The 23,411-nt window shown below is 47.9% G+C and carries 21 protein-coding genes; 10 read left to right on the top strand and 11 right to left on the bottom strand.

Features of this window, described 5'->3' with window-relative positions:
- The first annotated feature begins 195 nt into the window (after positions 1-195).
- The gene (locus tag G459_RS0118675; RefSeq protein WP_026969009.1) at positions 196-666 is read left to right on the top strand and encodes a hypothetical protein; all 471 of its coding nucleotides are present in this window, start codon (positions 196-198) and stop codon (positions 664-666) included.
- 305 nt (positions 667-971) lie between these two features.
- Here the strand turns inward: G459_RS0118675 and G459_RS0118670 are convergent, their stop codons facing one another.
- Positions 972-1,715 carry a LytR/AlgR family response regulator transcription factor gene (locus G459_RS0118670; RefSeq protein WP_026969008.1) on the bottom strand — a complete coding sequence of 248 codons (744 nt, stop codon included), beginning with the start codon at positions 1,713-1,715 and terminating at the stop codon, positions 972-974.
- The gene (locus tag G459_RS0118665) at positions 1,712-2,794 is read right to left on the bottom strand and encodes a sensor histidine kinase (protein WP_026969007.1); all 1,083 of its coding nucleotides are present in this window, start codon (positions 2,792-2,794) and stop codon (positions 1,712-1,714) included. Before G459_RS0118665 ends, G459_RS0118670 begins: the two co-directional genes overlap by 4 nt.
- Before the next feature lie 260 nt (positions 2,795-3,054).
- Between G459_RS0118665 and G459_RS0118660 the strand changes: the two genes are divergently transcribed.
- Positions 3,055-5,586, top strand: coding sequence for a TonB-dependent receptor (locus G459_RS0118660; protein ID WP_026969006.1), 2,532 nt, complete (start codon positions 3,055-3,057; stop codon positions 5,584-5,586).
- Positions 5,587-5,825: 239 nt separating this feature from the next.
- On the opposite strand, the gene G459_RS0118655 is transcribed toward G459_RS0118660, so the two are convergent.
- The 3 genes from G459_RS0118655 to G459_RS0118645 all read right to left on the bottom strand — a co-directional run bounded on the left by G459_RS0118655 (position 5,826) and on the right by G459_RS0118645 (position 8,654).
- Positions 5,826-6,806: a pyruvate dehydrogenase complex E1 component subunit beta gene (locus tag G459_RS0118655; RefSeq protein ID WP_026969005.1), complete on the bottom strand. Its 981-nt coding sequence runs from the start codon at positions 6,804-6,806 to the stop codon at positions 5,826-5,828.
- A gap of 85 nt (positions 6,807-6,891) precedes the next feature.
- Positions 6,892-8,262 (bottom strand): NAD-dependent succinate-semialdehyde dehydrogenase, encoded by a 1,371-nt coding sequence (locus G459_RS0118650; RefSeq protein ID WP_035456398.1) that lies wholly within the window; start codon positions 8,260-8,262, stop codon positions 6,892-6,894.
- A complete protein-coding gene (locus G459_RS0118645) occupies positions 8,259-8,654 on the bottom strand; it encodes a rhodanese-like domain-containing protein (protein WP_026969003.1) in 396 nt (131 codons plus the stop codon). Before G459_RS0118645 ends, G459_RS0118650 begins: the two co-directional genes overlap by 4 nt.
- A 69-nt stretch (positions 8,655-8,723) precedes the next feature.
- Between G459_RS0118645 and G459_RS0118640 the strand changes: the two genes are divergently transcribed.
- From G459_RS0118640 to G459_RS0118630, 3 genes are all read left to right on the top strand, one after another.
- Positions 8,724-9,227 carry a metallophosphoesterase family protein gene (locus G459_RS0118640; RefSeq protein WP_026969002.1) on the top strand — a complete coding sequence of 168 codons (504 nt, stop codon included), beginning with the start codon at positions 8,724-8,726 and terminating at the stop codon, positions 9,225-9,227.
- 147 nt (positions 9,228-9,374) lie between these two features.
- The gene (locus G459_RS0118635) at positions 9,375-10,181 is read left to right on the top strand and encodes a helix-turn-helix domain-containing protein (RefSeq protein ID WP_026969001.1); all 807 of its coding nucleotides are present in this window, start codon (positions 9,375-9,377) and stop codon (positions 10,179-10,181) included.
- A gap of 70 nt (positions 10,182-10,251) precedes the next feature.
- The gene (locus G459_RS0118630) at positions 10,252-11,454 is read left to right on the top strand and encodes a serine hydrolase domain-containing protein (RefSeq protein ID WP_026969000.1); all 1,203 of its coding nucleotides are present in this window, start codon (positions 10,252-10,254) and stop codon (positions 11,452-11,454) included.
- Between the two features lie 14 nt (positions 11,455-11,468).
- On the opposite strand, the gene menD is transcribed toward G459_RS0118630, so the two are convergent.
- The 3 genes from menD to G459_RS0118615 are packed head-to-tail and all read right to left on the bottom strand — an operon-like array spanning position 11,469 to position 14,814.
- The gene (gene menD / locus G459_RS27910; protein WP_051315306.1) at positions 11,469-13,181 is read right to left on the bottom strand and encodes a 2-succinyl-5-enolpyruvyl-6-hydroxy-3-cyclohexene-1-carboxylic-acid synthase; all 1,713 of its coding nucleotides are present in this window, start codon (positions 13,179-13,181) and stop codon (positions 11,469-11,471) included.
- Positions 13,178-14,395, bottom strand: coding sequence for a chorismate-binding protein (locus tag G459_RS0118620; RefSeq protein ID WP_026968999.1), 1,218 nt, complete (start codon positions 14,393-14,395; stop codon positions 13,178-13,180). The genes menD and G459_RS0118620 overlap by 4 nt, the downstream gene beginning before the upstream one ends.
- Positions 14,392-14,814, bottom strand: coding sequence for a hotdog fold thioesterase (locus G459_RS0118615; protein ID WP_026968998.1), 423 nt, complete (start codon positions 14,812-14,814; stop codon positions 14,392-14,394). Before G459_RS0118615 ends, G459_RS0118620 begins: the two co-directional genes overlap by 4 nt.
- A gap of 53 nt (positions 14,815-14,867) precedes the next feature.
- On the opposite strand from G459_RS0118615, the gene G459_RS0118610 reads away from it, so the two are divergent.
- Positions 14,868-15,497 carry a histidine phosphatase family protein gene (locus G459_RS0118610; RefSeq protein WP_026968997.1) on the top strand — a complete coding sequence of 210 codons (630 nt, stop codon included), beginning with the start codon at positions 14,868-14,870 and terminating at the stop codon, positions 15,495-15,497.
- On the opposite strand, the gene G459_RS0118605 is transcribed toward G459_RS0118610, so the two are convergent.
- The 3 genes from G459_RS0118605 to G459_RS0118595 all read right to left on the bottom strand — a co-directional run bounded on the left by G459_RS0118605 (position 15,457) and on the right by G459_RS0118595 (position 18,032).
- Complete coding sequence (locus G459_RS0118605; RefSeq protein ID WP_026968996.1) at positions 15,457-15,897, bottom strand: hypothetical protein; 441 nt, start codon at positions 15,895-15,897, stop codon at positions 15,457-15,459. The genes G459_RS0118610 and G459_RS0118605 overlap by 41 nt on opposite strands.
- 260 nt (positions 15,898-16,157) lie before the next feature.
- The gene (locus tag G459_RS0118600) at positions 16,158-16,928 is read right to left on the bottom strand and encodes a zinc ribbon domain-containing protein (RefSeq protein ID WP_026968995.1); all 771 of its coding nucleotides are present in this window, start codon (positions 16,926-16,928) and stop codon (positions 16,158-16,160) included.
- Between the two features lie 3 nt (positions 16,929-16,931).
- Positions 16,932-18,032, bottom strand: coding sequence for a Nif3-like dinuclear metal center hexameric protein (locus G459_RS0118595; RefSeq protein ID WP_026968994.1), 1,101 nt, complete (start codon positions 18,030-18,032; stop codon positions 16,932-16,934).
- A gap of 41 nt (positions 18,033-18,073) precedes the next feature.
- On the opposite strand from G459_RS0118595, the gene lpxK reads away from it, so the two are divergent.
- The 4 genes from lpxK (at position 18,074) to G459_RS0118575 (ending at position 23,232) form a co-directional block, all read left to right on the top strand.
- Entirely contained in the window at positions 18,074-19,120 is a 1,047-nt protein-coding gene (gene lpxK, locus G459_RS0118590) for a tetraacyldisaccharide 4'-kinase (protein ID WP_026968993.1), read from the top strand.
- Positions 19,117-21,072, top strand: coding sequence for a putative porin (locus G459_RS0118585; protein ID WP_245588201.1), 1,956 nt, complete (start codon positions 19,117-19,119; stop codon positions 21,070-21,072). Before lpxK ends, G459_RS0118585 begins: the two co-directional genes overlap by 4 nt.
- Positions 21,073-21,198: 126 nt before the next feature.
- Positions 21,199-21,810 (top strand): MiaE family protein, encoded by a 612-nt coding sequence (locus G459_RS0118580; RefSeq protein WP_026968991.1) that lies wholly within the window; start codon positions 21,199-21,201, stop codon positions 21,808-21,810.
- 177 nt (positions 21,811-21,987) lie between these two features.
- On the top strand, positions 21,988-23,232 hold the full coding sequence (locus tag G459_RS0118575) for an ABC transporter permease (RefSeq protein WP_026968990.1): 1,245 nt from the start codon (positions 21,988-21,990) through the stop codon (positions 23,230-23,232).
- Positions 23,233-23,411: the final 179 nt, after the last annotated feature.

Genomic DNA, 23,411 nt, shown 5'->3' with positions numbered 1-23,411 from the left:
ATCTTTTGAAATAGCTACTGGTAAGATTCCGCGCATCCATATAAAATAAATCCTGATGAAGGCGACACCGTAAAAACTACCTCAGAACGAAGTTGATTGAGCATTGATAATGTAGCGTTTAGGGATTATTTTTCGTGGTATAGGTAAGTTTATTTTCTTTTTCGTTTTTCAACCGATTTTCTAAGCAACAATCAAATGAAAGCAAAACTTTTCCCAGTTCTCCTACTGCTCATCGGTTTATTCGGGTGCAATGAAGAAAGTCCAGAGGCCAAGGTTCGCGGTGGCTATGAATCGGTGTTTCGAGGTAGCGGATCCTGGGGTGTTGGGCTCTATGACTTTGTACAAACGATTCATTTGAGAGCAGATGGAGGTTTTTACTCGGAGGGTGTGACCAGGGATGCGGAATCAGGCGATTTACTCGGCTACACAGGTTATGCGAGAGGAACGTACACACTTTCGGAGGGAGTAGTCTCTCTCTATTACGATGAGTATTATTTGATGGGGATTGCGGATATTGATTTTATGCCAAAAGAAGAGCTGACTTCCTATGAGATGGAGGAATATTTCCAGCAATATGCGGTCAGTGACAACTACAAGCAATTGGAGTCCATTTGCCCATTTAATGCAGACTGCGGTCCTCCGCAAGTCTACACGAGAATAGATTGAGGGGGAATTGAAAAATGAGATCTGGAAAGTGGAGGAATTGAAAGGCGGTGAAGTCTTCCCGAGTCAAAGGCCTCAACCACCCGGGACCTCCTAAATCGTATTTCTTAAATCATATCTCTCGTCAGGTTGGACGGTGGCAAGGTGGTAACGTTGTAAAGTCTGCCAGATTCAAATCCCTCAACTCGCCCGAGACCTCGTAAATCGTATTTCTCCAGACTGCCTTGGCTTTCGCATAGACCTGCGAGGAAAAAAGAACCTCAATGTTCGCCACACTGCCGACTGCCAACCGATCACTGCCCACTGGCTCAACTCATCCACTTCGCCAAAAACTCCAAGAACTGGTCTTTGTAGTTTTCGCCGACAGCAATCTGATGAACTCCTATTTGGATGACATTCTTGGCTACTGAGTCGATCTGATCCAGGGCCACGATGAAAGACCTGTGAACGCGCATGAATCTGTCAGAAGGCAGGAGTTCCTCCATGCTTTTCATGCTGGTGAGGGAGAGGAGGGGATTGGCTTTGGATCTCAGATGGACTTTCACATAGTCCTTGTAAGCTTCCACATGGGTGATGTCTTTGAGCATCACCTTGACCAGTTGGTATTCGACTTTTAAAAAGATGTAGTCCTGCTGCGCAGCCGGTTCCGCTGCTTTAGGGGCGGAAGCATTGCTGACCCGGTCAAAATATTGGTAAGCCTTGGTCGCAGCATTGAGGAAATCCTCGTAGCTGTACGGCTTCAGAAGGTAATCCAAGGCCTCGACTTTATACCCTTCGATAGCGAACTGATGATAGGCGGTGCAGAAGATGATCCGCGTTTTGTCGGAGTTCTTTTTCCCGTCCAGGATGCGCGCCAGCTCCATCCCGGAGAGATCCGGCATTTGGATGTCCATGAAGATCAGCTGAACCTCATTCTTATTGATAAAGGCCAATGCTTCAATCGCATTGGAAAACTTCCCCTCCAATTTCAAAAAGGCAGTTTGGCTGATGAATTTATTCAACAACTCAAGAGCGAGTGGCTCATCGTCTATGGCTACACATTTGAGATTCATGAGAGGTTGATGGTGAGGTTGACCCAATACTCCTGATTGGATTCGTCTTTACCTAATTTGAGGCGATGTTTATTTGGATAGATCAGGCTGAGACGGCGCTGGGTGTTGGTGAGGCCAATGCCGTTTTCGTGGGCTTCAGGACTGTCTGGGTTGACGGGGAAGATGTGGTTTCTTGTCTCGAAAAACAGGGTGTCACCCATGATCTCCACCTTTATGAGGATTTCACTGTCGTGCTGGGAACTGACGCCATGTTTGAAGCAATTTTCCAAAAAGGGAAGTAGCAGCATGGGAGCTATGATGAGGTTTTCCTTGGGCTCCTCGATCTGGATGTTGAGTTTTACCTTGGACGATAGCCGCATCTTCATCAGCTCAATGTAGTCCTCGATAAACTTGATTTCTTTGGAAAGAAGCGTTTCGTTCTTCTGGTTTTCGTAGAGCACATAGCGCATCATTCGGGATAGCTTCAGTAGCGCCTCTTGCGCTTTGGTCACGTCCAGATTGGTGAGCGCGTAGATGTTGTTTAGGGTATTGAAGAAGAAGTGTGGATTGATCTGTGCCTTGAGATAGGAGAGCTCGGTATTGATCCGCTCGCGATCCATCTCTCTGCGGAGCGATTCATCTTTTTGCCACTTTTGCACCAGCGCCACAGAGGTACTGAGGCCGATGGAGATCACGTAGAGTAATACCTGAAATACATCTCCGGGTACCCACCGCTTTTTGGGATCCCATGCTTTGTCGGGGTTGAAGGTTTCGTGCATGGCTTTGCCATAGCCTACAAACTGCTCAAAATAGACCACCAGTCCGTAAAACAGCACCGCTCCGATCAGAATACCGAGGAGGTAAAGGTAGTTTTTTCCTTCCAGGAGTACTTTTGGTACCAGCAGGGAGGAGTTGGAGTAAAAAATGGCAATCAGGATTCCTACCAGAAAGATCTGCTTCCACCAGAATTGTATGGGCAGCTCAACTTCTCCCATTCTCCAGGAAAGGGGAGAGAGCAGCAATAATACCACGCAAAGCATAATCCACCCGAGCAGGTGTACTATCAGTGAAAGGTTCTTTTTAGGGATGAAAGTTGCCATTCTGTTGGTTTTCAGTTTCCAAACTAAGGGATTTTACTTTTCCCCTTCAAATCAAATCTACAAACCGGGCCATTCCACCTATGAATATACAGTTTGGGCGGATGAAGCGACTTTGTCGGGACTTTTGGGGGGTTTGTCTTCAAGTTGGGGGGATTTGTCGACAGGATGCACCCGCTGGTCTATTAGATTTTCTGGGGCAAAACTTTGAAGTCAACTTTGGGGTATCAATTGGCACAAGCCTCCTTTTGAAAACAAAACCCATGAAAAAATTACTCAATCTAATTCTAGCACTTACCTTTTTCGGAGCACAGGCGACTTTCGCACAGCAGGCCGGAGAAAGCAAAGCTCCTGCCCGGATCATCGGCGTAGCCAAAGACCTGAAGACCGGCGAACCTGTCGGCTATGCGACTGCCGCATTATATAAGACCGGCACCGAAGTAAGTACTTCCGGCGCAGTGGCGGACGGCGACGGGATGTTCTTTATTACCGGATTTGACACTGGTGTATATGAGCTCCATATTACTTTCCTGGGTTACGAAACTGTAAAACGTACCGTAAACATCAACTCTACCCAAGATGACATCAATCTGGGCGAAATCGGTATGACCGACGAAGGAGTTGCTCTGGAAGAGGTAACTGTACAGGGTCAGCGCGAGCTCATCGAGGAGCGTGTAGACCGTACCATCTATAAAGCTGAAAACGACAAAACCACCGCCGGTGGTGACGGTACTGACGTGCTCAGAAGAGTACCGATGCTGTCTGTCGATCTGGATGGCAACGTGTCCATGAGAGGTAGCTCCAATATCTTGGTATTGATCAACAACCGTCCTTCTGCCATTGCAGCATCTTCTATCGCTGATGCGCTGAAGCAAATCCCTGCTGACGAAATCAAGGCAGTGGAAGTAATCACTTCCCCATCTGCCAAGTATGACGCTGAAGGTACTTCAGGGGTAATCAATATCATCACTAAGAAAAACAACCTTCAAGGTGCTACGCTCAATGTCAACACCGGTTTTGGTCTGAGAGGATCCAACCTCGGTCTTCAGGGAAGCGCCAGAAAAGGCAAGTTTGGATTTACACTTGGCGGATTCGGAAGAGCGGGTTACAATGTGCTGGGTAGCTTTGAAAATAAGCAAGTGACGAATAGCGCAGATACGTTGTTTACAACCATTCAGTCAGCGGATACTGAGCGGCGAGACATCTTTGGAAGATATAATTTCGGTGTGGACTACGATATCAATGAATACAACTTCTTGACTGCGGCGGTAAACTTTGGAGTGAGAAATTCAAAAAACTGGCAGACAGACTATCTCACCGAAAAATTTCGCGATGGACTGCTCTATGGTTCGGAAAACCGGGAGGTCTACACTTTGGACAATTCCAACTCTGTCGATGTCAGCTTAAACTACACCCGGACTTTCGAGAAGAAAGGGCGAGAACTTAGTTTTCTGACTCTCTACTCTACGAATACCCGCGAAAACGACAAGACCAACACCCTGTTCGAAGAGGACAGTGAAGTAATTGCGTCAAGCCTAAAGAACATCAACCCAAGCAAAAATGAAGAATTCACGGTTCAGTTGGACTATGTGACTCCTTTGGATGAAAAAGGAAACAAAATCCTGGAATATGGAGCGAAAAATATCCTGCGAAAAGCATACTCTGACTACTCCAATTATCTTTCTGAAGGTCCCGATGGTGAATTCATAGAATTGGAAGATGCAAGAGCTAGCAACGATTTTATCTATGACCAAAATGTAACGGCGGGGTATGTATCCTATACAACTCCTTTCTTGAAAAACTATACGCTGAAGGCTGGTGTGAGATACGAATACACCAACATTAACGCGGATTTCAAAACCGAGTTTGAAGTGGATATTCCTTCCTACGGTACTTTTGTTCCTAGCTTGAATGCCAGCAGAAAGCTAGCAAACGGTAACCTGATCAAGGCTGCTTACAACCGAAGAATCCAGCGCCCTTCTTTAATGTTCCTAAATCCAAACATCGACGCAGTTGGAAATCAGGAACAAATTACCCAGGGAAATCCAGAGCTCGATCCAGAGATGACGGACAATTATGAATTGGGCTACAGTACCTTTATTAAAAGTACCACGCTGAACTTTACCGGATTCTACAGAAACACCACTGGATCTATCCAGCCCATTAGAACCGTACAAGCCGACAATAGAATCTTCACCACCTACGAAAACATCGGCCAGGAACAAGCAGTTGGTACCAATATCTTCTTCAATATCAACATCAGCAACAAGCTCTCTCTGAGCGGTGGTGGTGATCTGTACTACGCCATGCTGGACAACGGCTTGAGTGATCCGCAGTATGCTGCGAAAAACGACGGCTTCGTGGTCAGCGGTAGACTGTTCGGTAACTACACACTTCCAAAAGACTGGCAGGTACAGGTGTTCTCTTTTGCAAGAGGACGTCAGGTACAGCTGCAGGGTAGCTCAGGAGGATTTGCGATGTACGGCCTGAACTTCAACAAGCAGTTTGACGAGAAAAGAGGCTCTATCGGCTTTGGTGCCGAAAACTTCCTGATGAAAGAGTTTACCGTCAAAAACGAAATCATCACGCCGACCATCATGCAAAACAGCACCAATACGATGCGTAACATGAACTTCAAGGTGAACTTCAGCTACAGAATCGGTAAGATGAGCATGGATCAGCGTCCAAAAAGAAGAAAGTCGATCAATAACGACGACATGAAAGAAGGCGGCGACGGCGGACAGATGGAAAACCAAAACGCCGGAGGCGGAGCAGCGCCAGCCCGTAACAAATAAAATCCGAGAGGCTGACACATTGAGCGGTTGATTTTCGTCCCGTTGATGCAAGCCTTTTCAAAAAGATAAATAGATAGATTGGGTAACAAAAAATCCGGCCATACTAAGGCCGGACTTTTTTTTGCTCGATTAAACCTAATGAGTTCAGACAAGTCTAATCAATTATAAAAGATAGAATAGTGCCAACAAAAAACCCGGCTCATCGTGTGAGTCGGGCTTTTTTATGGGAGAAAGTACCTTTACTTTTTGTAAGTGACTTTTTTGATTGCATCCACGGTTCGCTTCACGTTTGGAAGTGTCGCCTCGATATAGTTGGGACCGTAGCTCAACGGGATGTCCATCGAGTTGACACGGATCACAGGAGAATCCAAGTAATCAAAGGCATAGCGCTGGAAGTGGTACGTCAATTCGGAAGAGATCCCTGCAATCGGGTTAGCCTCTTCGACGATGACGACACGGTTGGTCTTTTTTACAGACTCCAAGCAGGTAGCGTAGTCGATTGGTCTGACAGTTCTCAGGTCAATCACTTCGCACTCGACGCCTTCTTTTGCCATGACTTCGGCAGCTTCGAGAGCTACTTTCATCATCTTGCCAAAGGAGATCACCGTTACGTCTTTTCCTTTTCTCTTGATATCAGCCACGCCGATCGGAAGCAGATATTCTCCTTCAGGCACTTCACCTTTGTCGGAGTACATCACCTCGGATTCCATGAAGATCACTGGATCTGGGTCACGGATGGCGGCTTTCATCAATCCTTTCGCGTCATATGGATTGGAAGGGACGATCACTTTCAAGCCCGGAGTGTTGGCAAACCAGTTTTCGAAGTTGGAAGAGTGGGTCGCTCCAAGCTGACCGGCGTTACCTGTTGGGCCACGGAACACGATCGGAACGGAGTAAGCACCGCCTGACATCGCGTACATCTTCGCCGCGGAGTTGATGATCTGGTCTATGGCAACCAGAGAGAAATTGAATGTCATGAATTCGATGATCGGCTTCAGGCCATTCATCGCCGCACCCACGCCCAATCCGGCAAAGCCCAATTCAGCAATCGGTGTATCGATGACGCGTTCCGGTCCGAATTCGTCCAACATTCCCTGGGATACTTTGTAGGCACCGTTGTATTCGGCGACTTCTTCACCCATCAAAAAAACGTTCTTATCACGTCTCATTTCCTCGGAGATCGCTTCTCTCAAAGCTTCCCGAAATTGTATTTCTCTCATTGGTTAAGACAAAATTTTGGCTCGTAAAAATAGAAAGGAATCGGCCAAAACCAAAAGCTACGCCGTTCTTTATCCGAGATCGATTTCAGCCGAGGTAAACGGACTTGGTGTTGACGAATTCCAAGATACCCTCTCTGCCCAGTTCGCGTCCAAATCCGGATTTCTTGATCCCGCCAAACGGAAGGCCCGGCTGCGAGGCAACCATCGCGTTGAGAAACACCGCGCCACTGTCGATTTGAGCAGCAAGGGTTTCTCCTTTTTCCAGGTCCTCCGTCCAAAGCGAGGCGCCCAATCCAAATTCCGTCGCGTTCGCGAGCTGGATCGCTTCCTGGGCATTTTTCACTTTGAAAACAGTAGCCACGGGACCAAAGAGTTCCTCAGAAAATGCTGGGGAGTCTGTAGGGATATCAGTCAGAATGGTAGGTACGAATCCCGCGCTTCCCTCCTCGGGTGGATGACCTCCCAGAAGGACTTTGGCCCCCATATCCACGGATTTTTTTACTTGGGAATAAAGCTCTGCCGCCAAATCAGGCCTTGCCATACAGGCGTAATCCGAGCTTTCGTCCAGAGGATCGGCCATCTTCAGCACATTCATCTTTTCTTTGAACAGTGCCAAAAAGTACTCAAAAACAGCCTCCTCAACGATAAATCGCTTGGCGGCAATACAGCTTTGACCAAAGTTGATCATCCGGCCTTTGACTGCTGTCTCGGCAGCTTTCTCAATATCCGCATCTGCCAAGACGATGAAGGGATCGCTTCCGCCAAGTTCCAGGAGGGATTTTTTGATGTTCTTTCCGGCAGCGGCGGCCACTGCAGCTCCCGCTTTTTCGCTTCCGGTTAGAGACACGGCTTTGACTTCGTCTTGCTCCAGCAGTGCCAAAGTGGCTTTGGAGTCGATCAAAAAGCTTTGGAAGACACCTTCTGGAAATCCAGCGTCCCGAAAGACCGATTCAATAGCAAGGGAGCACTGAGGTACATTCGATGCGTGCTTCAGGATGCCTGTATTCCCGGCCATTAGGGTAGGGGCCGCAAATCGAAATACTTGCCAAAACGGGAAATTCCAGGGCATCACCGCCAAGACTACGCCCAAGGGTTGGTGGAGCACTTTAGCCTTTTTACCGTCCGTGAGACTGATTTCCTCAGGGGAAAGAAACTGTGCTGCGTTCTCCGCATAGTAGTCACAGACGGATGCACATTTTTCAATCTCGGCCCGGGACTCCCGGATTATCTTGCCCATTTCCACGGTGATCAACCTGGCATATTCTTCCTTGTTTTTCCGAAGGACTTCGCCAGCCTTTTTCATCAGGGCGGCTCTCTCAGAGATAGGCGTGGTCTTCCAGCTTTCAAAAGCTGTGGCTGCCCGTTGGGTTTTGGCCGTTATTTCCTCTTCGGTTAGGGGATTGTATTCCTTGACGACCTTGCCAGTCCAGGGATTGATCGATTGGATCTTGCTCATTTTTCTGTCGGTTTTCCTGCTTGTGTCCATGCCGTATATCCGCCTTCGAGCATGTAGACGTGTTTAAATCCTGCTTTCTGCATCAGGTCAGCGGCTTTTCGGCTTTTGATTCCGGTTTTGCAATAGACCAGGTATGTGGTTTTTTTGTTCAAAACGTCGATCTGCTGAGCGAAATCTTCACCAAGGAAATTGATGTTCACCGAGCCGGGCAGATGTCCTTCTGCCACTTCCTCGGGAGTTCTGACATCGATTACCAGAGTATTTTTCTTCGAGCTTTTTGTTGCAAAATTTTCCACAGAAAGAACACTAATGGAGTCTTTTTTAGCAGTTTGGGCAAAAGAGTCCGCTCCGGCAAAGAACAAGACAAGCAGGAATAGAAGTTTTGTTTTCATATGCTGGGGTTGAATAAGTGACCAAGGTCTGCCATATTGAACTGAAAATTTACCCCCTTTCGTTTCAAAATGCCCAAAAAGATCGGATTGATTTCAGACTCACACAGCTACATCGATGCCAAAACACTGGTCTATTTGCAAGACGTAGATGAGATATGGCATGCGGGGGATATCGGGATTCGCGATGTGATGGAGGCGCTGCCCAAGGACAAACCGGTTCGGGCTGTCTTTGGGAATATCGACGATGCCAACGTACAGCTCGAGTATCCGGAGTGGATGGATTTTGAATTGGAGGGAGTGAAAGTGCTGATGACTCACATCGGCGGCAGGCCTCCCCGCTATGCCAAGGGGGTGAAAGAGCGGATCAGGTCCTTCGGAGCCCAACTTTTCATCTGCGGACACTCGCACATCTGCAAGGTGGAATTCGATAAAACTTTAAACTGTCTCTACATGAATCCCGGTGCGATTGGCCAGCAGGGATTTCACTTGATGCGGACGATGTTGCTTTTTGAACTGGAAAGCGGCAAGATTCAAAACCTCCGGGTGGTAGAATTGGGGAAAAGAGGAACTTAGAATTTGCGCCTTTGCGTGCGAAGAATGGCTATTTTAGCCTAAAATCGAAATGTCGGGTGAATGTCGGGCGAAAACCGAGTCCGATACGTCCAATGCTAAAAATCAGAAAGAGAACTTGCCATGGTTAAATCAAAAACAGCATTCATCATGAAGCAACCACAACTGGGCAAGAAGATCTCTGAACTGAGAAAAGCCAAAGGACTGACGCAGGAAGAACTCGTCGAGAAATGCAATCTGAATGTGCGGACGATCCAGCGCATTGAATCCGGAGAGGTGACTCCGAGGAGCTACACGGTCAAGGCCTTGTTTGAAGCCTTGGATTACCAATGGGAGGAAGTGAAAAGCGGCTTTGCTGACGAGGAAAGAAAAGTACCCGCTTACTTGTATTTCGCATTTGCGGCAGGATTGGTTTATTTCTTCCTCGCTTTTTTCGAGATCGGGATGGAGTATGATTGGATTCAGGAGGGCGTAAAGACCGACACTTCGGCCTTTGTCGGGGTGAAGCTAGGGACTTTCCTGACGTACGCGGCATTCATCTATGGTTGGATCAGGCTTGAGTCCTTTATCCCGAATCCGGTTCTCAAGATTGCCCTCTGGACGATGCTGGGAGCCAGCGTGATCTGGTACAGCGTCGATTGTTTTGCGCTTATCACGGGACAGCTGGCTTTGGAGGATTATTATCTGGTGAAGCTGAGTTCATTCGGGCTTTGCTATGCCTTTATGGGGATTGGGTACCTGACTTACAAAAAGCTTTGGTCTAACATTCCGCAAATCCTCGGCGCCGTCGGTTTGATCGCCGGAATACTTATTTTCTCCGGCATCGGGGTGATTTTTGGACTGATTCCGCTGACTCTTTTTGAGATCGGGCAATTGGGATTGATGATTTGGGCTATAAATAATATCGGGAGAAGCAGTTCTCCCGATTCCTTTTTTACTGCTGATTTTCAGGGTTAAAGAGTCCAAGACTTAACAGTGGAGACACTTGTTAAGCATTAATCAATCTTCATTTTTATAGCCCACTCGAATGAAAAAAGTAGCAATCATCGCAAGCATAGTTGCGATTGTAATCCTGTCTTATTTTCTTTTTGAACCAGTTTTTACTTACTGGCTCACCAGAACGGAATCTCCAAATTTCGAAATACTTCTCCCGACGACAACGCATGCCGATGCTGTCAGCGAGGAGGCAGACGAGTTGTTGATTAACAAATTTCGACTCTTGAAAGCACCTTCACTATCCGTCTCAATAGGAATCGATGATTCCGTCGTTTGGTCAAATTCAATCGGATACTCAGATGTAGAGAATAAACGGTTGGTAGATTCAACGACCAAATACCGGATTGGAAGCGTTTCAAAAACTATCACCTCAATTGGATTGGGGCTACTTTTACAGAGCAAAGCGCTCAATCCAAATTCGATCGTGGGGGACTACGTACCCTACGTGACTGGTGATTTGACCAACCTGACTGTAAAAGAACTAGCCTCTCACACATCCGGAATCAGAAATTATGGCACTTGTATGTGTCTCCCTCTCTGGGAATATTATGACAATGACCACTATCATTCCACTGAAGAGAGTGTCTCCATCTTTGCAGATGACGAGCTTCTGTTTGCGCCTGGCAAAGCTTTCAGTTACAGTTCTTACAATTACACACTGTTGAGTGCGGTGATTGAAGGGGCGTCAAAACAGGAATACCGCGATTACATCCAGAGCAACGTGCTTGAGCCGTTAAATCTGACTCAGACAATCCCGGATAATGTGCTTCAACCGGCGCCAAACACTGCGGTATTTTATGATTTCGAGGGTGATTATTTGAGTACAGCTTTCGCCGTAGATAACAGCAACAAATGGGCGGGAGGAGGCTATCTGTCTACACCGACAGACTTGGTCAAATTTGGTAACGGGATCTTAAACAACAGCTTACTGGATGAGGATACGAAAGCGTTATTGTTTAACCCTGTCAAGCTAGCAGACGGCCAGGTGAATGAGCAGAACTACGCCTTGGGGTGGCGAAATGATCTCAGCAAAAAGGTGTTCTCGGACGGCCGGGAGGTCCGGATAATCCATCATGGAGGAACGGCTGCGGGATCTACCGCGATTCTGGTGTTGCTTCCAGAATATAATGCGAGTATCTCACTGGCAATGAATAAAAGTGGGTCAACCGCTGATCTATTTGATATAGCATTTAAACTAGCGGAGCTATTTCTTACAGAACACAAGCGTGAATAATCGTTGAAATGATCCTACAATTCCGCTGCTGTGGACTGTTGACCGTCGTCTGTTGACAATCGCATCCGCTCCTTCACCGACTTCAAAATCTCCGCGTTTTTTGGACTCGAAGTCTCGATTTCCAGGATCTTTGGATGAAGACTTGGTTCGTAGAAATCCGACAAAGCAGCTTCCAGCTCCTCTTTATTGATCACCTTCGAGTAGAAAAAACCGAACTCAGTCGCCAAATGCTGGGCCGTCAATTGTTGTTTGGTCTCAAAAAACTCCTCCAATTCGGGTTGCTTGGCGGGACCGTCGATCAGCCGGAATATTCCCCCCGCATGGTTGTTCAGAAGGATGATTCTTAGGTTGGGCATCGCGTAGTTATGCCAAAAAGCGTTGCGGTCGTAGAAAAACGCCATGTCTCCCGTGATCAGCGTCACCGGGTCTTTGGTAGTAAATGTACAGCCCACCGCCGTACTGTTCGAGCCGTCGATGCCGCTGGTGCCTCGGTTGCAGATGACCTCCTGTTCTCTTCTTCCGAGGAAATTCACATAGCGGACTGCCATGGAGTTGGCCAGATGGAGTTTTGACAGCTGTGGGATTTTGCCCAAGACAGAATACAAAGCAGGGTATTCTCCGAATTCCAAAGATGAAAAAGCAGATAGAAGCGCCTCTTGGGCTCTTTTCTCCAAGCCATCCCAGCGGCCAAAAAACTGCTCGTCCTGTGGTGCTAGATTTTCACCCAGCCAACCGAGAAACTCTACCGAAGCGCAAGGCAGGATCCTCGTCAAATGCTGGAATGTGTCTCTGGACTGCCCGTCGGGTTGGATGTGCCAGTGAGAAGCGCCGGACTTTCTCAGGAACTGCTTTAGTGACTTTGAGATCACGGATTTGCCGAAACTGATCACCAAATCAGGCGCTAATTCTGCTTGCAGGTTTTCATTTCCCAGCCAATGATCGTGGAGGCTGATCGTATGTTCGCTCTGTAGATTGGAGATCGTATCGGTGACGACGACCACATTTTGATCTTTGGCAAGTGCTTCCAGCAGCTTCTGGATCTGCGGATTTGGCTTTTGCTGGCCTGGGACGATCATCAGTTTCCTGACTTCCGCGAGCCGGTTTTTGATAAGTTTCAGACTTTCTTCGGTGAGCTGACTCTGGCCGGACACAGTCGTAAATTCTCTCGGATGTTCGGGATATTCAAACTTTTCTCCTTCCGCAGGATAGAAAGGTTCGCGAAGCGGAATATTGATGTGAACCGGGCCGGCAGGGAATTGCTTGGACAGGTTTATCGCCTCATTCACAATCCTTCCCGCGTGCCAGATTTGATCTTCGTTTGAGAAAGAGTCGGGGAAGCGGAAGCTCTTTTTCACATGCTTTCCAAAAACCTCTTCTTGATAGATTGTCTGCCCATCCCACTGATCAATCCACTCAGGTGGCCGATCGGCAGTCAAGATCAACAGCGGAACTTGTTGGAAATAGGCCTCTGCGATAGCCGGATAATAGTTGAGCGCCGCCGAACCTGAGGTGCAGACCAATACTACCGGCTGCGCCAGTTGCTGAGCCATACCCAAAGCAATGAAAGCGGCCGAGCGCTCGTCAGAGACCGTCCTGGAGTGGATATCCGGATGCCTTGCAAAAGCCAAAGTCAGAGGAGCACAGCGCGAGCCGGGTGAGAGAATCGCATTTGCAATTCCCTTTTTGGCGCAGATGGCCACTAGGTCGAGGATTGGCTGAATGATCAAGCTTTTGGTTTTTGGATGAATTTGCCAATGATCTGACACTTGAGCTCGGTTTCTTCCCATTCTTTTTCGGGATCAGAGTCTTCGGTGACTCCTGCTCCGGCGTAGAGAATCGCATGTTCTCCTTTAAGAGAGGCAGTGCGGAGATTAACATAGATGGAGGTCTCCTCCTGAATGTTCACCGGCCCGATGAAGCCTGCAAAGAAGGAGCGGTCGAAGTCTTCATTCGCCTGCAAAAACTCATGGGCTTCTTTTCGCGGCATACCGCACACTGCGGAAGTCGGATGGAGGAGATCCAGCATCACCGAACCCAACTGTGGAAATCCGGTGGCTTTCATGTCTACTCTGAAATCAGTGCGGAGGTGCAGGAGGCTTCCCGCCATCACCGTTTTAGGGCCGTGTTCTTCGTATTCCCTGAGGCGGATTTTTTTGAAGCAATCCACGATGTAGCGACAGACCAGCGCCTGCTCTTCGATCTCCTTTTGGGTCCAAGCGGCAGATTTAAGCGGATTTTCTCCGGAGGCTGGCTGTGTGCCCGCCAAAGCCATGGTGTAGAATTGATCTCCTTTGGTCTCAATCAATACTTCGGGACTTGCGCCGATCCAGGTACCAACTTGAGGGATATGAAAAAAGTTGACAAATGAATTCGGGTAAGCCTCCAGCATGTCGAGGAAGGTTTTTCCCAGATCAAAGTCTTCAGGAATCGAAATCTTCTTTGTTCTCGCCGGCACTGCCTTTTCCAAAACTCCAGCCTCAATCGCGTCGATGCCTTGCTGAACGAGCCGGATAAAATGTGCCTTCCGATCCGATTCAGTCTCCTTAATTTTGGTCGATGCGGAGGGTTGCCTGATCAGATTTTTGATCTGGGCTTTGACAGATTTCCCGGGATTAGTTGCGGAGGCTTTTACCCATTCCGGTAGATCTTCCTGATCAAAGTCTTGATCCAGCTGAAAGCTGAAATAGTGGTCTGATTTGATGAAAAAAGCTTTTTTATCCTCTTGGTCTGCGAAGGGATGGACGATGAAACCGCCGGGAAGCTCTTCGAAACTCAAGCTGACCCGCTCTGGACTTGCTTGGTCGTCGAGCAGAAATTCAAGTTTTTGGGATTTGGGTTTTCTCCACACCGCAAACGAACCGCCGGAATTAAGTCCCTTGAGAAAGAGGAGATCCAGAAATTCGGATTGAGTGGTAAGAGAAGAGGGTTCGGTATAATTCATTTTTTATCCAAAATAGCCATCGTGATCCGGCTAATGCAGCACAACTGTTCTGACTCGTTGTAGATCTTAATCTCCCAAATCTGGGTGGATTTGCCGACGTGGACGGGCTTCACGATTCCTTTCACTTTTCCATCCTTCACGCCGCGAACATGGTTGGCGTTGATTTCCAAGCCCACACATGCCTGCTTCGAGAGATCAATGGTTAGGGAAGCGGCGAGGCTTCCCATCGTTTCGGCCAAGGCTACATTTGCACCCCCGTGTAACAAACCCATCGGTTGCTTGGTTCGATGATCGACGGGCATAGTGGCTTCGAGGTAGTCTTCTCCGACAGCGGTAAACTCGATACCCAGATGGTCAACCATCGTCTTTTTGCTGATCGTATTCAGTTGATCCAGTGAAGGACTTGAAAGAAAAACCATTAAAATGTGGGTTAAATGAAGTTTATTTGGGCTTTGGACAAAAATAGAGAATCTTGAATCGAAAAAAAATTTACCTGGTCAGACACGGACAGACTGACTTCAATCTACAGGGAGTAGTGCAGGGTAGTGGAATAGATGCTCCAATCAATGAAACTGGCTTGGCTCAAGCCAATGCTTTTTTTGACGTCTACAAAGACATCGCTTTTGAACAGGTCTATCACACCGCCCTGATCCGGACCAAGCAGTCAATCCAGCAGTTTATTGATCTGGGGATTCCGACCACCGCGCTGCCAGAACTGAATGAGATCTCTTGGGGTGACTACGAAGGCACGCCGATGACTCCTGAGGAAGGAGAATATTATCGTCACATGCTACAACAGTGGCAGGAAGGGAATCTCGATTACGCGATTGCAGGGGGAGAAAGTCCCAATGTGGTGGCGGAAAGAATGAGAATCGGGATCGGCAAGATCTTAGAAGGCCCAGGTGAAACAGTGCTGGTGTGTACGCACGGCCGGGCAATGCGGATATTTCTCAGCCTGATCCTGAATTATGACCTGCGGTACATGGATCAGTTTGAGCACCATAACTTATGCCTCTACCTTCTGGAGCAGCTGCCGGATGACACGTTTGTAGTGAAGAGATTCAATGACCAGGAGCACCTCGCTGCTCTGAGTCAGCTTTAGAAGCCTTGGCGGCTTTTTTCTTGGCAACCAGACTTTCCTCGTACATCGCTTGATATTGCTGGTGGAGCACTTTGTTTTCGGTTAGATCATACAGCCGAAAAGCGATTTGTTGAAGCTGGATTTTTTGTCCGTTGTCGAGGTCAACCAAGAATTCCCCAAGGAAGCATTTGTCAAAATCATCGGAGGGTATTTCGATGAGCAGCGCTAATTCAGAGTTTCCTGCGAAGTATTTTGTCGAAAAGATACCGGCGAACTGCTCCTCGATGTCTTTGAGTGTGGTCTTGATCTCCTTCAATTCCTTGGTTTTGAAAAGCACCAAAAAGGTCTTGGATTCGGGATCATTCGCAAATGCCGAATTGCAGCAAATCAGAATTAAGAGAAGTGTTGCAAATTTTTTCATGGCTGACAATATAATGGATTAATTTTCCTCAACGCAAGTAAGAAAAACATAATCCATGCCTAAGGGGCTGAAAAAGTGAGATTCCGCAGCTCTTTGTAAAGCAAAAGTCTCCTGGTTTGCTGAAATGGGGTGATTCGATTTTTAACTCGCTCCGCCATTCAGTCGGTCATTGGTTCTGCTTGGCGGAATCTGGAAAATTTGGAGAAAAAAAATCCCCGAATTGTTGAATTTCGGGGACTGTATTTTATGCCGTTGGGAGATTAGGCTTTCGCTGTTCTCTTTTTGGTCTTAACGCCTTCTTCTTCGATCTCGTCTTCTACACCTGCGAGGATTCTACCGCAATGTTCGCAGACGATAAGCTTCTTCTTTTCACGGATGTCAGCTTGTCTTTGTGGAGGAACTGTGTTAAAGCATCCACCGCAAGCGCCTCTTTTCACCATAACCACAGCAAGACCATTTTTGGCATTTGCTCTGATTTTAGTGTAAGACTTGGCAAGTCTGTCTTCTATCTTTTTGATTGCCTTGTCATGCTCAGACTGAAGTTTTGACTCCTCTGATTCGCTTTCGGCAACGATGGTATCCAACTCTTCTTTTTTCAGATCCAGATCCTTCTGACGGTCTTTCATCAAGTTGCTCAGCTCTTCCAAATCGCCCTTTTTCTGGTCGATCTTTAGTCCGGATTCAGCAATTTTCTTCTTCGATACCTGAATTTCCAAATCCTGAAGTTCCAGTTCTTTGGTGATCGCGTCGTACTCACGGTTGTTTCGTACGTTCATCTGCTGCTCCTGATACTTTTTGATCAGTTTCTCAGACTCCTTGATGTTGTCCTTGAATCGCTTGATGTCGTCTTCGAAAGAGTCGATGTCGCTCTGGAATTTTTCGAGGCGTGTTTCGTAGCCTGCTATCTCATCTTCGAGGTCTTGGACTTCCTCAGGGAGGGCTCCTCTAACTTTTACGATGGCATCTAGTCTTGAATCTATGAGTTGAAGGTTGTAGATAGCGTCTAGCTTTTGTGCTACTGTACTTTCCATGTACTATCGGTAGGATGTGGGATTAGTAACTACTTTTGTCAAATAGAGTGCAATATTAGGGAAATTTTGTGACAATAGCTCCCCCAATAATTCTTTTGTGAAAATTTCGCTCTCATAATGCCCTATGTCACAAAGAATCAGCTGCCCATCCGCATCGAAAAATTCATGATACTTCACATCGGAGGTGATGAAGACGTCCGCCCCGGTCCGCTTTGCATCTGATAGGAGAAAGATCCCAGCTCCGCCACAAACTGCTATTTTCTGGATTTTTGTTTTGGTTGAGGCCGTGTGTTTAAATGTTTTAAGGTTCATTTTCTCCTTCAGATAATCCAGGAAAATCTCCGCGTCCATTGGCTCTTGCAGGACTCCAACCATTCCGGCACCGACTTCCTGGTTTTCATTTTCGAGCGAAGAGAGATAGTAGGCAACCTCTTCGTAAGGATGGGCTTTTTTCAAGGCATTCAGAATTTGATTGCTCTGAAAAGCCGGTAGGATTACCTCCACCCGGGCTTCTTGTTCGGACTGCTGCTTACCGCGCTCACCGACGTAGGGATTTGCTTTTTCAGAAGGGGTAAAGGTGCCGGTTCCATCCACCTGAAACGAACAGTCCTTGTACTCTCCAATCTGTCCGGCTCCCGCCGCAAACACGGCATCCAGGACAGAATCCTTGTCTTTGACCGGTACAAAAAACACCAGTTTGTTCAGGATTTGCTTTTTGGGTTGGAGGATTTTGGTGTCCGTAAGTCCCAGTCTGTCACAGATCCGCTTGTTTACACCGGTTGCCACGTGATCGAGGTTGGTGTGGATAGCATAGATTGCGATGTCGTGCTTGATGGCCTTGATGACGGTGCGCTCGACGTAGTTGCGGCCGGTGAGGCTTTTCAGTCCTTTAAATACAATAGGGTGATGAGCCACGATCAGGTTGGCGCCCAAGGCTATGGCTTCGTCAACGACCGCTTCGGTGCAGTCCAGCGTGCAAAGAATTCCAGTCACAGCGTCTCCGCGGCTTCCGCAGATCAGTGTGGCATTGTCGTAGCTTTCCTGATAGGCCGGTGGCGCCACTTGCTCCAGGTAAGAAATCACATCCTGAATCCTGTATCCCATAATTTTTCTTTTTCTTTGGTCAAAAATAGCAATTCCTGCCAATGCCGTGGTACGCCTTTCTGCTTGCACCTTTTGCACTGATTTTTCGGATCATCACCGGCATCCGCAATTGGCTATTTGACCGGCAGATCCTAAAAAGCTCTAAATCGCCGATCCCAACGCTGGTGGTGGGAAATCTGAGTGTGGGCGGAACGGGTAAGACGCCGATGGTGGAGTTTCTGATCCAAAATCTTGGCCCCGAACTTAGAATAGCGTCCCTGAGCAGAGGATATGGGAGAAAAACCAAAGGTTTCCTAGAGGCCAGTTCCAAAAGCTCTCCCTCTGAGATTGGGGACGAACCTCTCCAGATTTATGAGAAATTTAACGGAAAGGTGCCGGTTTTTGTGGGAGAGGATCGGGTTTCAGCTTTGGAAAAGATTGCCGCGATTTCGGCAGATCTTGGATTGGTGGTCTTGGACGACGCGTTCCAGCATCGAAAACTCAAAGCTGATTTTTATTGCCTGTTGACACCTTATAGCAGTACTTTTTCTGACGACTTTCTGCTGCCTATGGGTAGACTTCGCGAGAGCCGATCCGGAGCTAGCCGGTCCGATATGGTCGTAGTGACCAAGTGTCCTGAGACCCTGTCTTTGGAACAAAGAAAACAGGTGGCAAACAAATTGAGAAAATATTTACAAGCGGATACTCCGGTGTTTTTTTCCAAGGTTGGGTATGGAAAACCGTGTCCGATGGATCATCAGGAGCCATTTTCGGAAGCGGTAATCTTGCTTTCCGGTTTGGCAGATGACCGGCCTTTTGCGGACTATAGCCATCGTAAATTCAGGGTGCTGGACAGGCTGGCGTTTCCGGATCATCACGACTACACCACTGCGGACCTTGCCAAGATTTCAAGGAGTTGGGAGAAACACCGCGGCCAAAAGCCCGTTTTACTCACGACAGAAAAGGACGCCGTCAAACTTAAATCTCTGGCAAATCAGGGATTTTTGGGGGAAATTCCGATTTTTGTGTTGCCTATCGAGGCTCAATTTGATTCAGAAGACAAGCAAATGCTGCTCAGCTACATCCGGGAAAAATTCAGAAAGAAGTGATCAGAAAAGGCTTAGTCTTTGGGTTTTTGTTTGCGATGCTGGCTGCTCAGTCACTTTTTGCGCAGCGTCCCATCCCTCAGAATACGAACACGGGAGTCGGGCAAACGAACCGACCTTTGCGCGGTGAGGCGGATCCGGGAGAAGAAGAAGAGGTGACAGATGGGAGAAAGCCGCTGTTGGATGACAGTACCCGGCAGGTTTATGGACCGAAGACTTCTCTTTTCTACTTTGAAAAGGACCTGAAGCGCAACCGGCTCCAACTGTACGAGCAAGACACCTCGCTGACCAATTTTCACAACTACGACCCGGTAGCCAAGGGCGGCTGGAAATATCAGGACCTCGGAAATATCGGTTCGAATGCCAAGCCGGTATTTTATGAAATCCCGGAAACCATCGGGCTTCGGTCTGGATTTCAGGGCTATGATCTTTACTATCAGGATCCCGCAAAAAGGAGGTATTTTGACACCAAGTCACCCTTCACGGAGATGTCGGCTTTTTTTGGCGGGGGCAACCGAAACATGCTGGATATCGCCTTTTCCCGCAATGTGACTCCGAAGTGGAACTTGGGCTTCGAGTTGCACACCGAGCGGGTGAGAAAAACGCTCAATCCGGTGGATCGGGACGATCACATGACCGAGCAAAATGCCTATACGTTTCATACCAACTATCGCTCCGAAAACGGGAAGTATTGGGCGCTGGGGGCGTTCTCAAGGATGCGGCACGTGGTCTATGAGATCGGCGGGATTATTCCCCCGGACGTCGACCCTACCTCGCTCTATTTCACCTACGAGGACGCCAAAGTATGGCTTCACAACTCCCGGGCGCGGGATCTTCGACAGGACTATCATGTCTATCACGAGTATAAGCTGGGCAATGGCCTGCAGATCTACCACACGCTGGACAACAAGAACCAGAACGTCGTTTTTGAATCGGATCTGACGACTTCTGATTCCTCATTTTTTAACCAAGAACGGTATAACTCCTTGGATACCACGCGTAACGAAAGTGACTTTGCGGAGTGGAAAAACGAACTCGGCATCAAAGGGTCCTACAAAGGATTTTACTACAACGCCTTCACACGGATCAGAAATGGTCGAATGGAAAGTCCTTTCTTCCCGGATAAGAAGGAGTCTTTCAACGAAGTCTATATTGGAGGCGAGCTGATCGGTAAAATCTCAGAAAAATGGTCTCTGAGCGCGGATGGGGAATATTTGATTCCGGGGGCGTTCCGACTTCACGGGCTTTTTGTGTCCCCTTGGCTGGAGCTGGAATATACCAAGGCGGTCTACAAGCCAACCTCGCAACAACAGATCTACTACGGAAATCACTACCTGTGGGAAAATGACTTTGATAATATAGGTGTCGATCAGCTCAAGGGACGGATTAAATTGGACTTCAACAAGATCAGCCTACGCCCGAATCTGACGATCAGCCGGGTGAACAATTACGTATTTTTCAATGAGGAAAAGATAGCGACGCAAGCTTCCGGGCAGGCCTTCTTACTGATGCCGGGTCTGATAGCCAACATTCAGGTGGGAAAGAAACTCCGTTGGGATTCGGAAGTGATCTTTACGGAGGTTTCCGGCGACGGATCGGACAATTTCCGTATTCCGCAACTGTATGCGAACACCCGCTTCTACTTCGATAGCCCGATGTTTAATGAGAATGTCTTTGTGCAACTCGGAATTGATCTGCGGTACAAGTCGTCCTACTATGCCGACGCGTATAATCCCTCTTTTCAGCAATTTTACCTCCAGAATACGTTCGAGGTCTATGCCTACCCAGTGGCGGATATCTTCCTGGATTTCCGGATCAACCGAACCCGTGTGCTGTTTAAATACAATCACCTCAATGCCGGCATGATGAGCAGGGAAGGGTATTTTGTCACTCCTGACTATACCGGATACAGGTCTTTCCTGGATTTGGGTATCACGTGGTATTTGTTCGATTGAGATTTATATCGCAAGAAATTAAGACGCAAGAGCCGAGAATGTCTTATCGAAGAGGTCAAATCCCTGAAAAGACGCCAATTATTTGTTGGGATGTCGTAAATCAAAAATCGTAAATCTTAAATACCCATGGTTTGGGAAGAAAGCACCAGACAGAAAATGCTTCATCTGAAGCTGCCGACCGATCCTAGATGGGTTGGGATTGCGGAGATGCAGATCGAGGATATCTTGGTAGATCATGCCTACTGCGAGCAAAAAGCCGCCTCCTCCTGCATCAGTTTGATCCTGCGCTTTGTTGATCTGGAGGAGTTGGTCGATACGCTGACCCCGATTGTGGCCGAGGAGTGGGGACATTTCGAACGTGTGCTGGCTCAGCTGCGGAAGCGGGGGATGAAGTTTGGCTTTCCCCGAAAAGACGAGTACGTGATCAAGCTCCAAGAGTTTGTGAAAAAGGGGGGAAGCCGCATGCAGCAACTCACGGAGCAGTTACTTCTGAACGCGCTGATCGAAGCCAGGAGTTGCGAGCGCTTCAAGCTTTTGTCCCAGAATATCGCAGACGTGGAGCTTCAGAAGTTTTACTACGAACTCATGATCTCGGAGGCTGGACATTATGTGACTTTCATCGAATTGGCCCGAAAGTATCAGGACGTCGAGAAAGTCAATCTGCGCTGGCAAGAATGGCTGGCCTATGAGGCTGACGTCTTGAAAAACCTCGAAGTACGCGGGGACCGCATGCATTGAAACCGGAAAAAGTGAATTGAATGCGAAGAAGGGTTGGGTTGAAAGCTTACAACCTCTTTTTCCCGGATCATGAACTCATAAAAAATGTCAATCATCCGCCCAAATCTTCCGTATTTGTGTATTATTAATCCGATTACCGAGTAATTTTTCAATAAGCTGTTCCAAAACGAACAATCCATGAATTTGATCGAAAATGTCCGCGAGGCACTTAATTCTGTAAAAGTACATTTGCTTCGAACCGTCCTGACCGGAGCGATCATTGCCATCGGGATTTCTTCGCTGGTGGGAATGCTGACAGCGATTGACGGGATCAAGGCCCAGATTTCGGAGAGTTTTGCCGGCTTGGGAGCCAATTCGTTTGATGTTAGAAACAAAGGATTCAATGGAGGCAGGGTGGTGCAAGACGGGAAGACCGAAAAAACCTACCCGAACATCACGTTCAGAGAAGCACGAAAATTCAAAGAAGACTACGCCGCCATCGGAATCTCCACGGTGTTCAACTCGGTGACTGGAATTGCAGAAGTGAAGCGCGGCTCCAAGAAGACCAATCCAAATATCAGAGTGAGGGGAGGCGATGAAAACTACCTGGCGATCAAAGCAATGAAGCTTGCCAAAGGAAGAAACTTCAGCAACATGGAAGTGCGGTACGGCACCTCTGTAGCCATCATCGGAAAGGAGCTCGAAGAGACGCTTTTCAATCCGGGTGAAGATGCCATCAATCAGAAAATCAACTTCTTGGGAAGGCCTTATACCGTTGTGGGGGTATTGGACAAGCAAGGCGGAGTTGGACAGGACCAGGGCGCAGACCGTCAAATCTTGATCCCAATCGAGAATGCGGCCCGCTTGGACAAGGGTGGCAACTTCAACTACAGAATCACGGGAGTGGCTTCGGATCCGGTCAAGATCGACTACGAAATGGGGCAAGCCGTCGGGATCATGCGAAAAATCCGTCAGGATCGAGTCGCTCAAGAAGATTCATTTGAGTTGACGAAAAGCGAATCGGTGGCAGAAAGCCTGGAAGAAGTGGCCGGATATCTTCGGATTGGCGGTTTTGGAATCGGCTTCATTACCCTACTGGGTGCGTCCATCGGTCTGATGAATATCATGCTCGTGTCTGTGACTGAGAGAACCCGGGAAATCGGTATCCGAAAAGCACTCGGCGCCACACCACTCTTGATTCGTCAGCAATTTTTGATCGAAGCGATCGTGATCTGTATTATCGGAGGGATCTTTGGGATGCTGTTGGGTCTCGCTATCGGGAACGTCATTGCCAATTTCATCGGCCCCGGAGGATTCTTAGTTCCTTGGCTTTGGATGATCATCTCATTCGTGATCTGTATCATTGTAGGATTGATCGCCGGGTATATTCCTGCGTACAAAGCCAGCAGACTGGATCCAATCGAGTCGCTTAGATACGAATAGTTTCTAGTCGACAGTCAGTTAACAGCCGACTGTCCACAGCGGAGGAGGGGTAAAATCAGAGCCTCCTCCTTTTTGTCGACAAAAGATTTTTGGCTTCAGAAGAAAAGCGAAGTAGCGTCTAGGCCTTGCAAAGTGGCGGCTGTGGACTATGGTCTGTAGACCCCTTAACTAGAATCTGC

This window comes from Algoriphagus terrigena DSM 22685, assembly GCF_000429445.1.
GTDB classification, from domain to species: domain Bacteria; phylum Bacteroidota; class Bacteroidia; order Cytophagales; family Cyclobacteriaceae; genus Algoriphagus; species Algoriphagus terrigena.
This window is presented reverse-complemented; position numbering and strand designations above follow the sequence as displayed.

Bases quoted from the DNA above. Each gene is read 5' to 3' on its own strand.
- G459_RS0118675 (WP_026969009.1), top strand. From the start codon at position 196: ATGAAAGCAAAACTTTTCCCAGTTCTCCTACTGCTCATCGGTTTATTC.
- G459_RS0118670 (WP_026969008.1), bottom strand. From the start codon at position 1,715: ATGAATCTCAAATGTGTAGCCATAGACGATGAGCCACTCGCTCTTGAG.
- G459_RS0118665 (WP_026969007.1), bottom strand. From the start codon at position 2,794: ATGGCAACTTTCATCCCTAAAAAGAACCTTTCACTGATAGTACACCTG.
- G459_RS0118660 (WP_026969006.1), top strand. From the start codon at position 3,055: ATGAAAAAATTACTCAATCTAATTCTAGCACTTACCTTTTTCGGAGCA.
- G459_RS0118655 (WP_026969005.1), bottom strand. From the start codon at position 6,806: ATGAGAGAAATACAATTTCGGGAAGCTTTGAGAGAAGCGATCTCCGAG.
- G459_RS0118650 (WP_035456398.1), bottom strand. From the start codon at position 8,262: ATGAGCAAGATCCAATCGATCAATCCCTGGACTGGCAAGGTCGTCAAG.
- G459_RS0118645 (WP_026969003.1), bottom strand. From the start codon at position 8,654: ATGAAAACAAAACTTCTATTCCTGCTTGTCTTGTTCTTTGCCGGAGCG.
- G459_RS0118640 (WP_026969002.1), top strand. From the start codon at position 8,724: ATGCCCAAAAAGATCGGATTGATTTCAGACTCACACAGCTACATCGAT.
- G459_RS0118635 (WP_026969001.1), top strand. From the start codon at position 9,375: ATGAAGCAACCACAACTGGGCAAGAAGATCTCTGAACTGAGAAAAGCC.
- G459_RS0118630 (WP_026969000.1), top strand. From the start codon at position 10,252: ATGAAAAAAGTAGCAATCATCGCAAGCATAGTTGCGATTGTAATCCTG.
- G459_RS0118620 (WP_026968999.1), bottom strand. From the start codon at position 14,395: ATGAATTATACCGAACCCTCTTCTCTTACCACTCAATCCGAATTTCTG.
- G459_RS0118615 (WP_026968998.1), bottom strand. From the start codon at position 14,814: ATGGTTTTTCTTTCAAGTCCTTCACTGGATCAACTGAATACGATCAGC.
- G459_RS0118605 (WP_026968996.1), bottom strand. From the start codon at position 15,897: ATGAAAAAATTTGCAACACTTCTCTTAATTCTGATTTGCTGCAATTCG.
- G459_RS0118600 (WP_026968995.1), bottom strand. From the start codon at position 16,928: ATGGAAAGTACAGTAGCACAAAAGCTAGACGCTATCTACAACCTTCAA.
- G459_RS0118595 (WP_026968994.1), bottom strand. From the start codon at position 18,032: ATGGGATACAGGATTCAGGATGTGATTTCTTACCTGGAGCAAGTGGCG.
- lpxK (WP_026968993.1), top strand. From the start codon at position 18,074: ATGCCGTGGTACGCCTTTCTGCTTGCACCTTTTGCACTGATTTTTCGG.
- G459_RS0118580 (WP_026968991.1), top strand. From the start codon at position 21,199: ATGGTTTGGGAAGAAAGCACCAGACAGAAAATGCTTCATCTGAAGCTG.
- G459_RS0118575 (WP_026968990.1), top strand. From the start codon at position 21,988: ATGAATTTGATCGAAAATGTCCGCGAGGCACTTAATTCTGTAAAAGTA.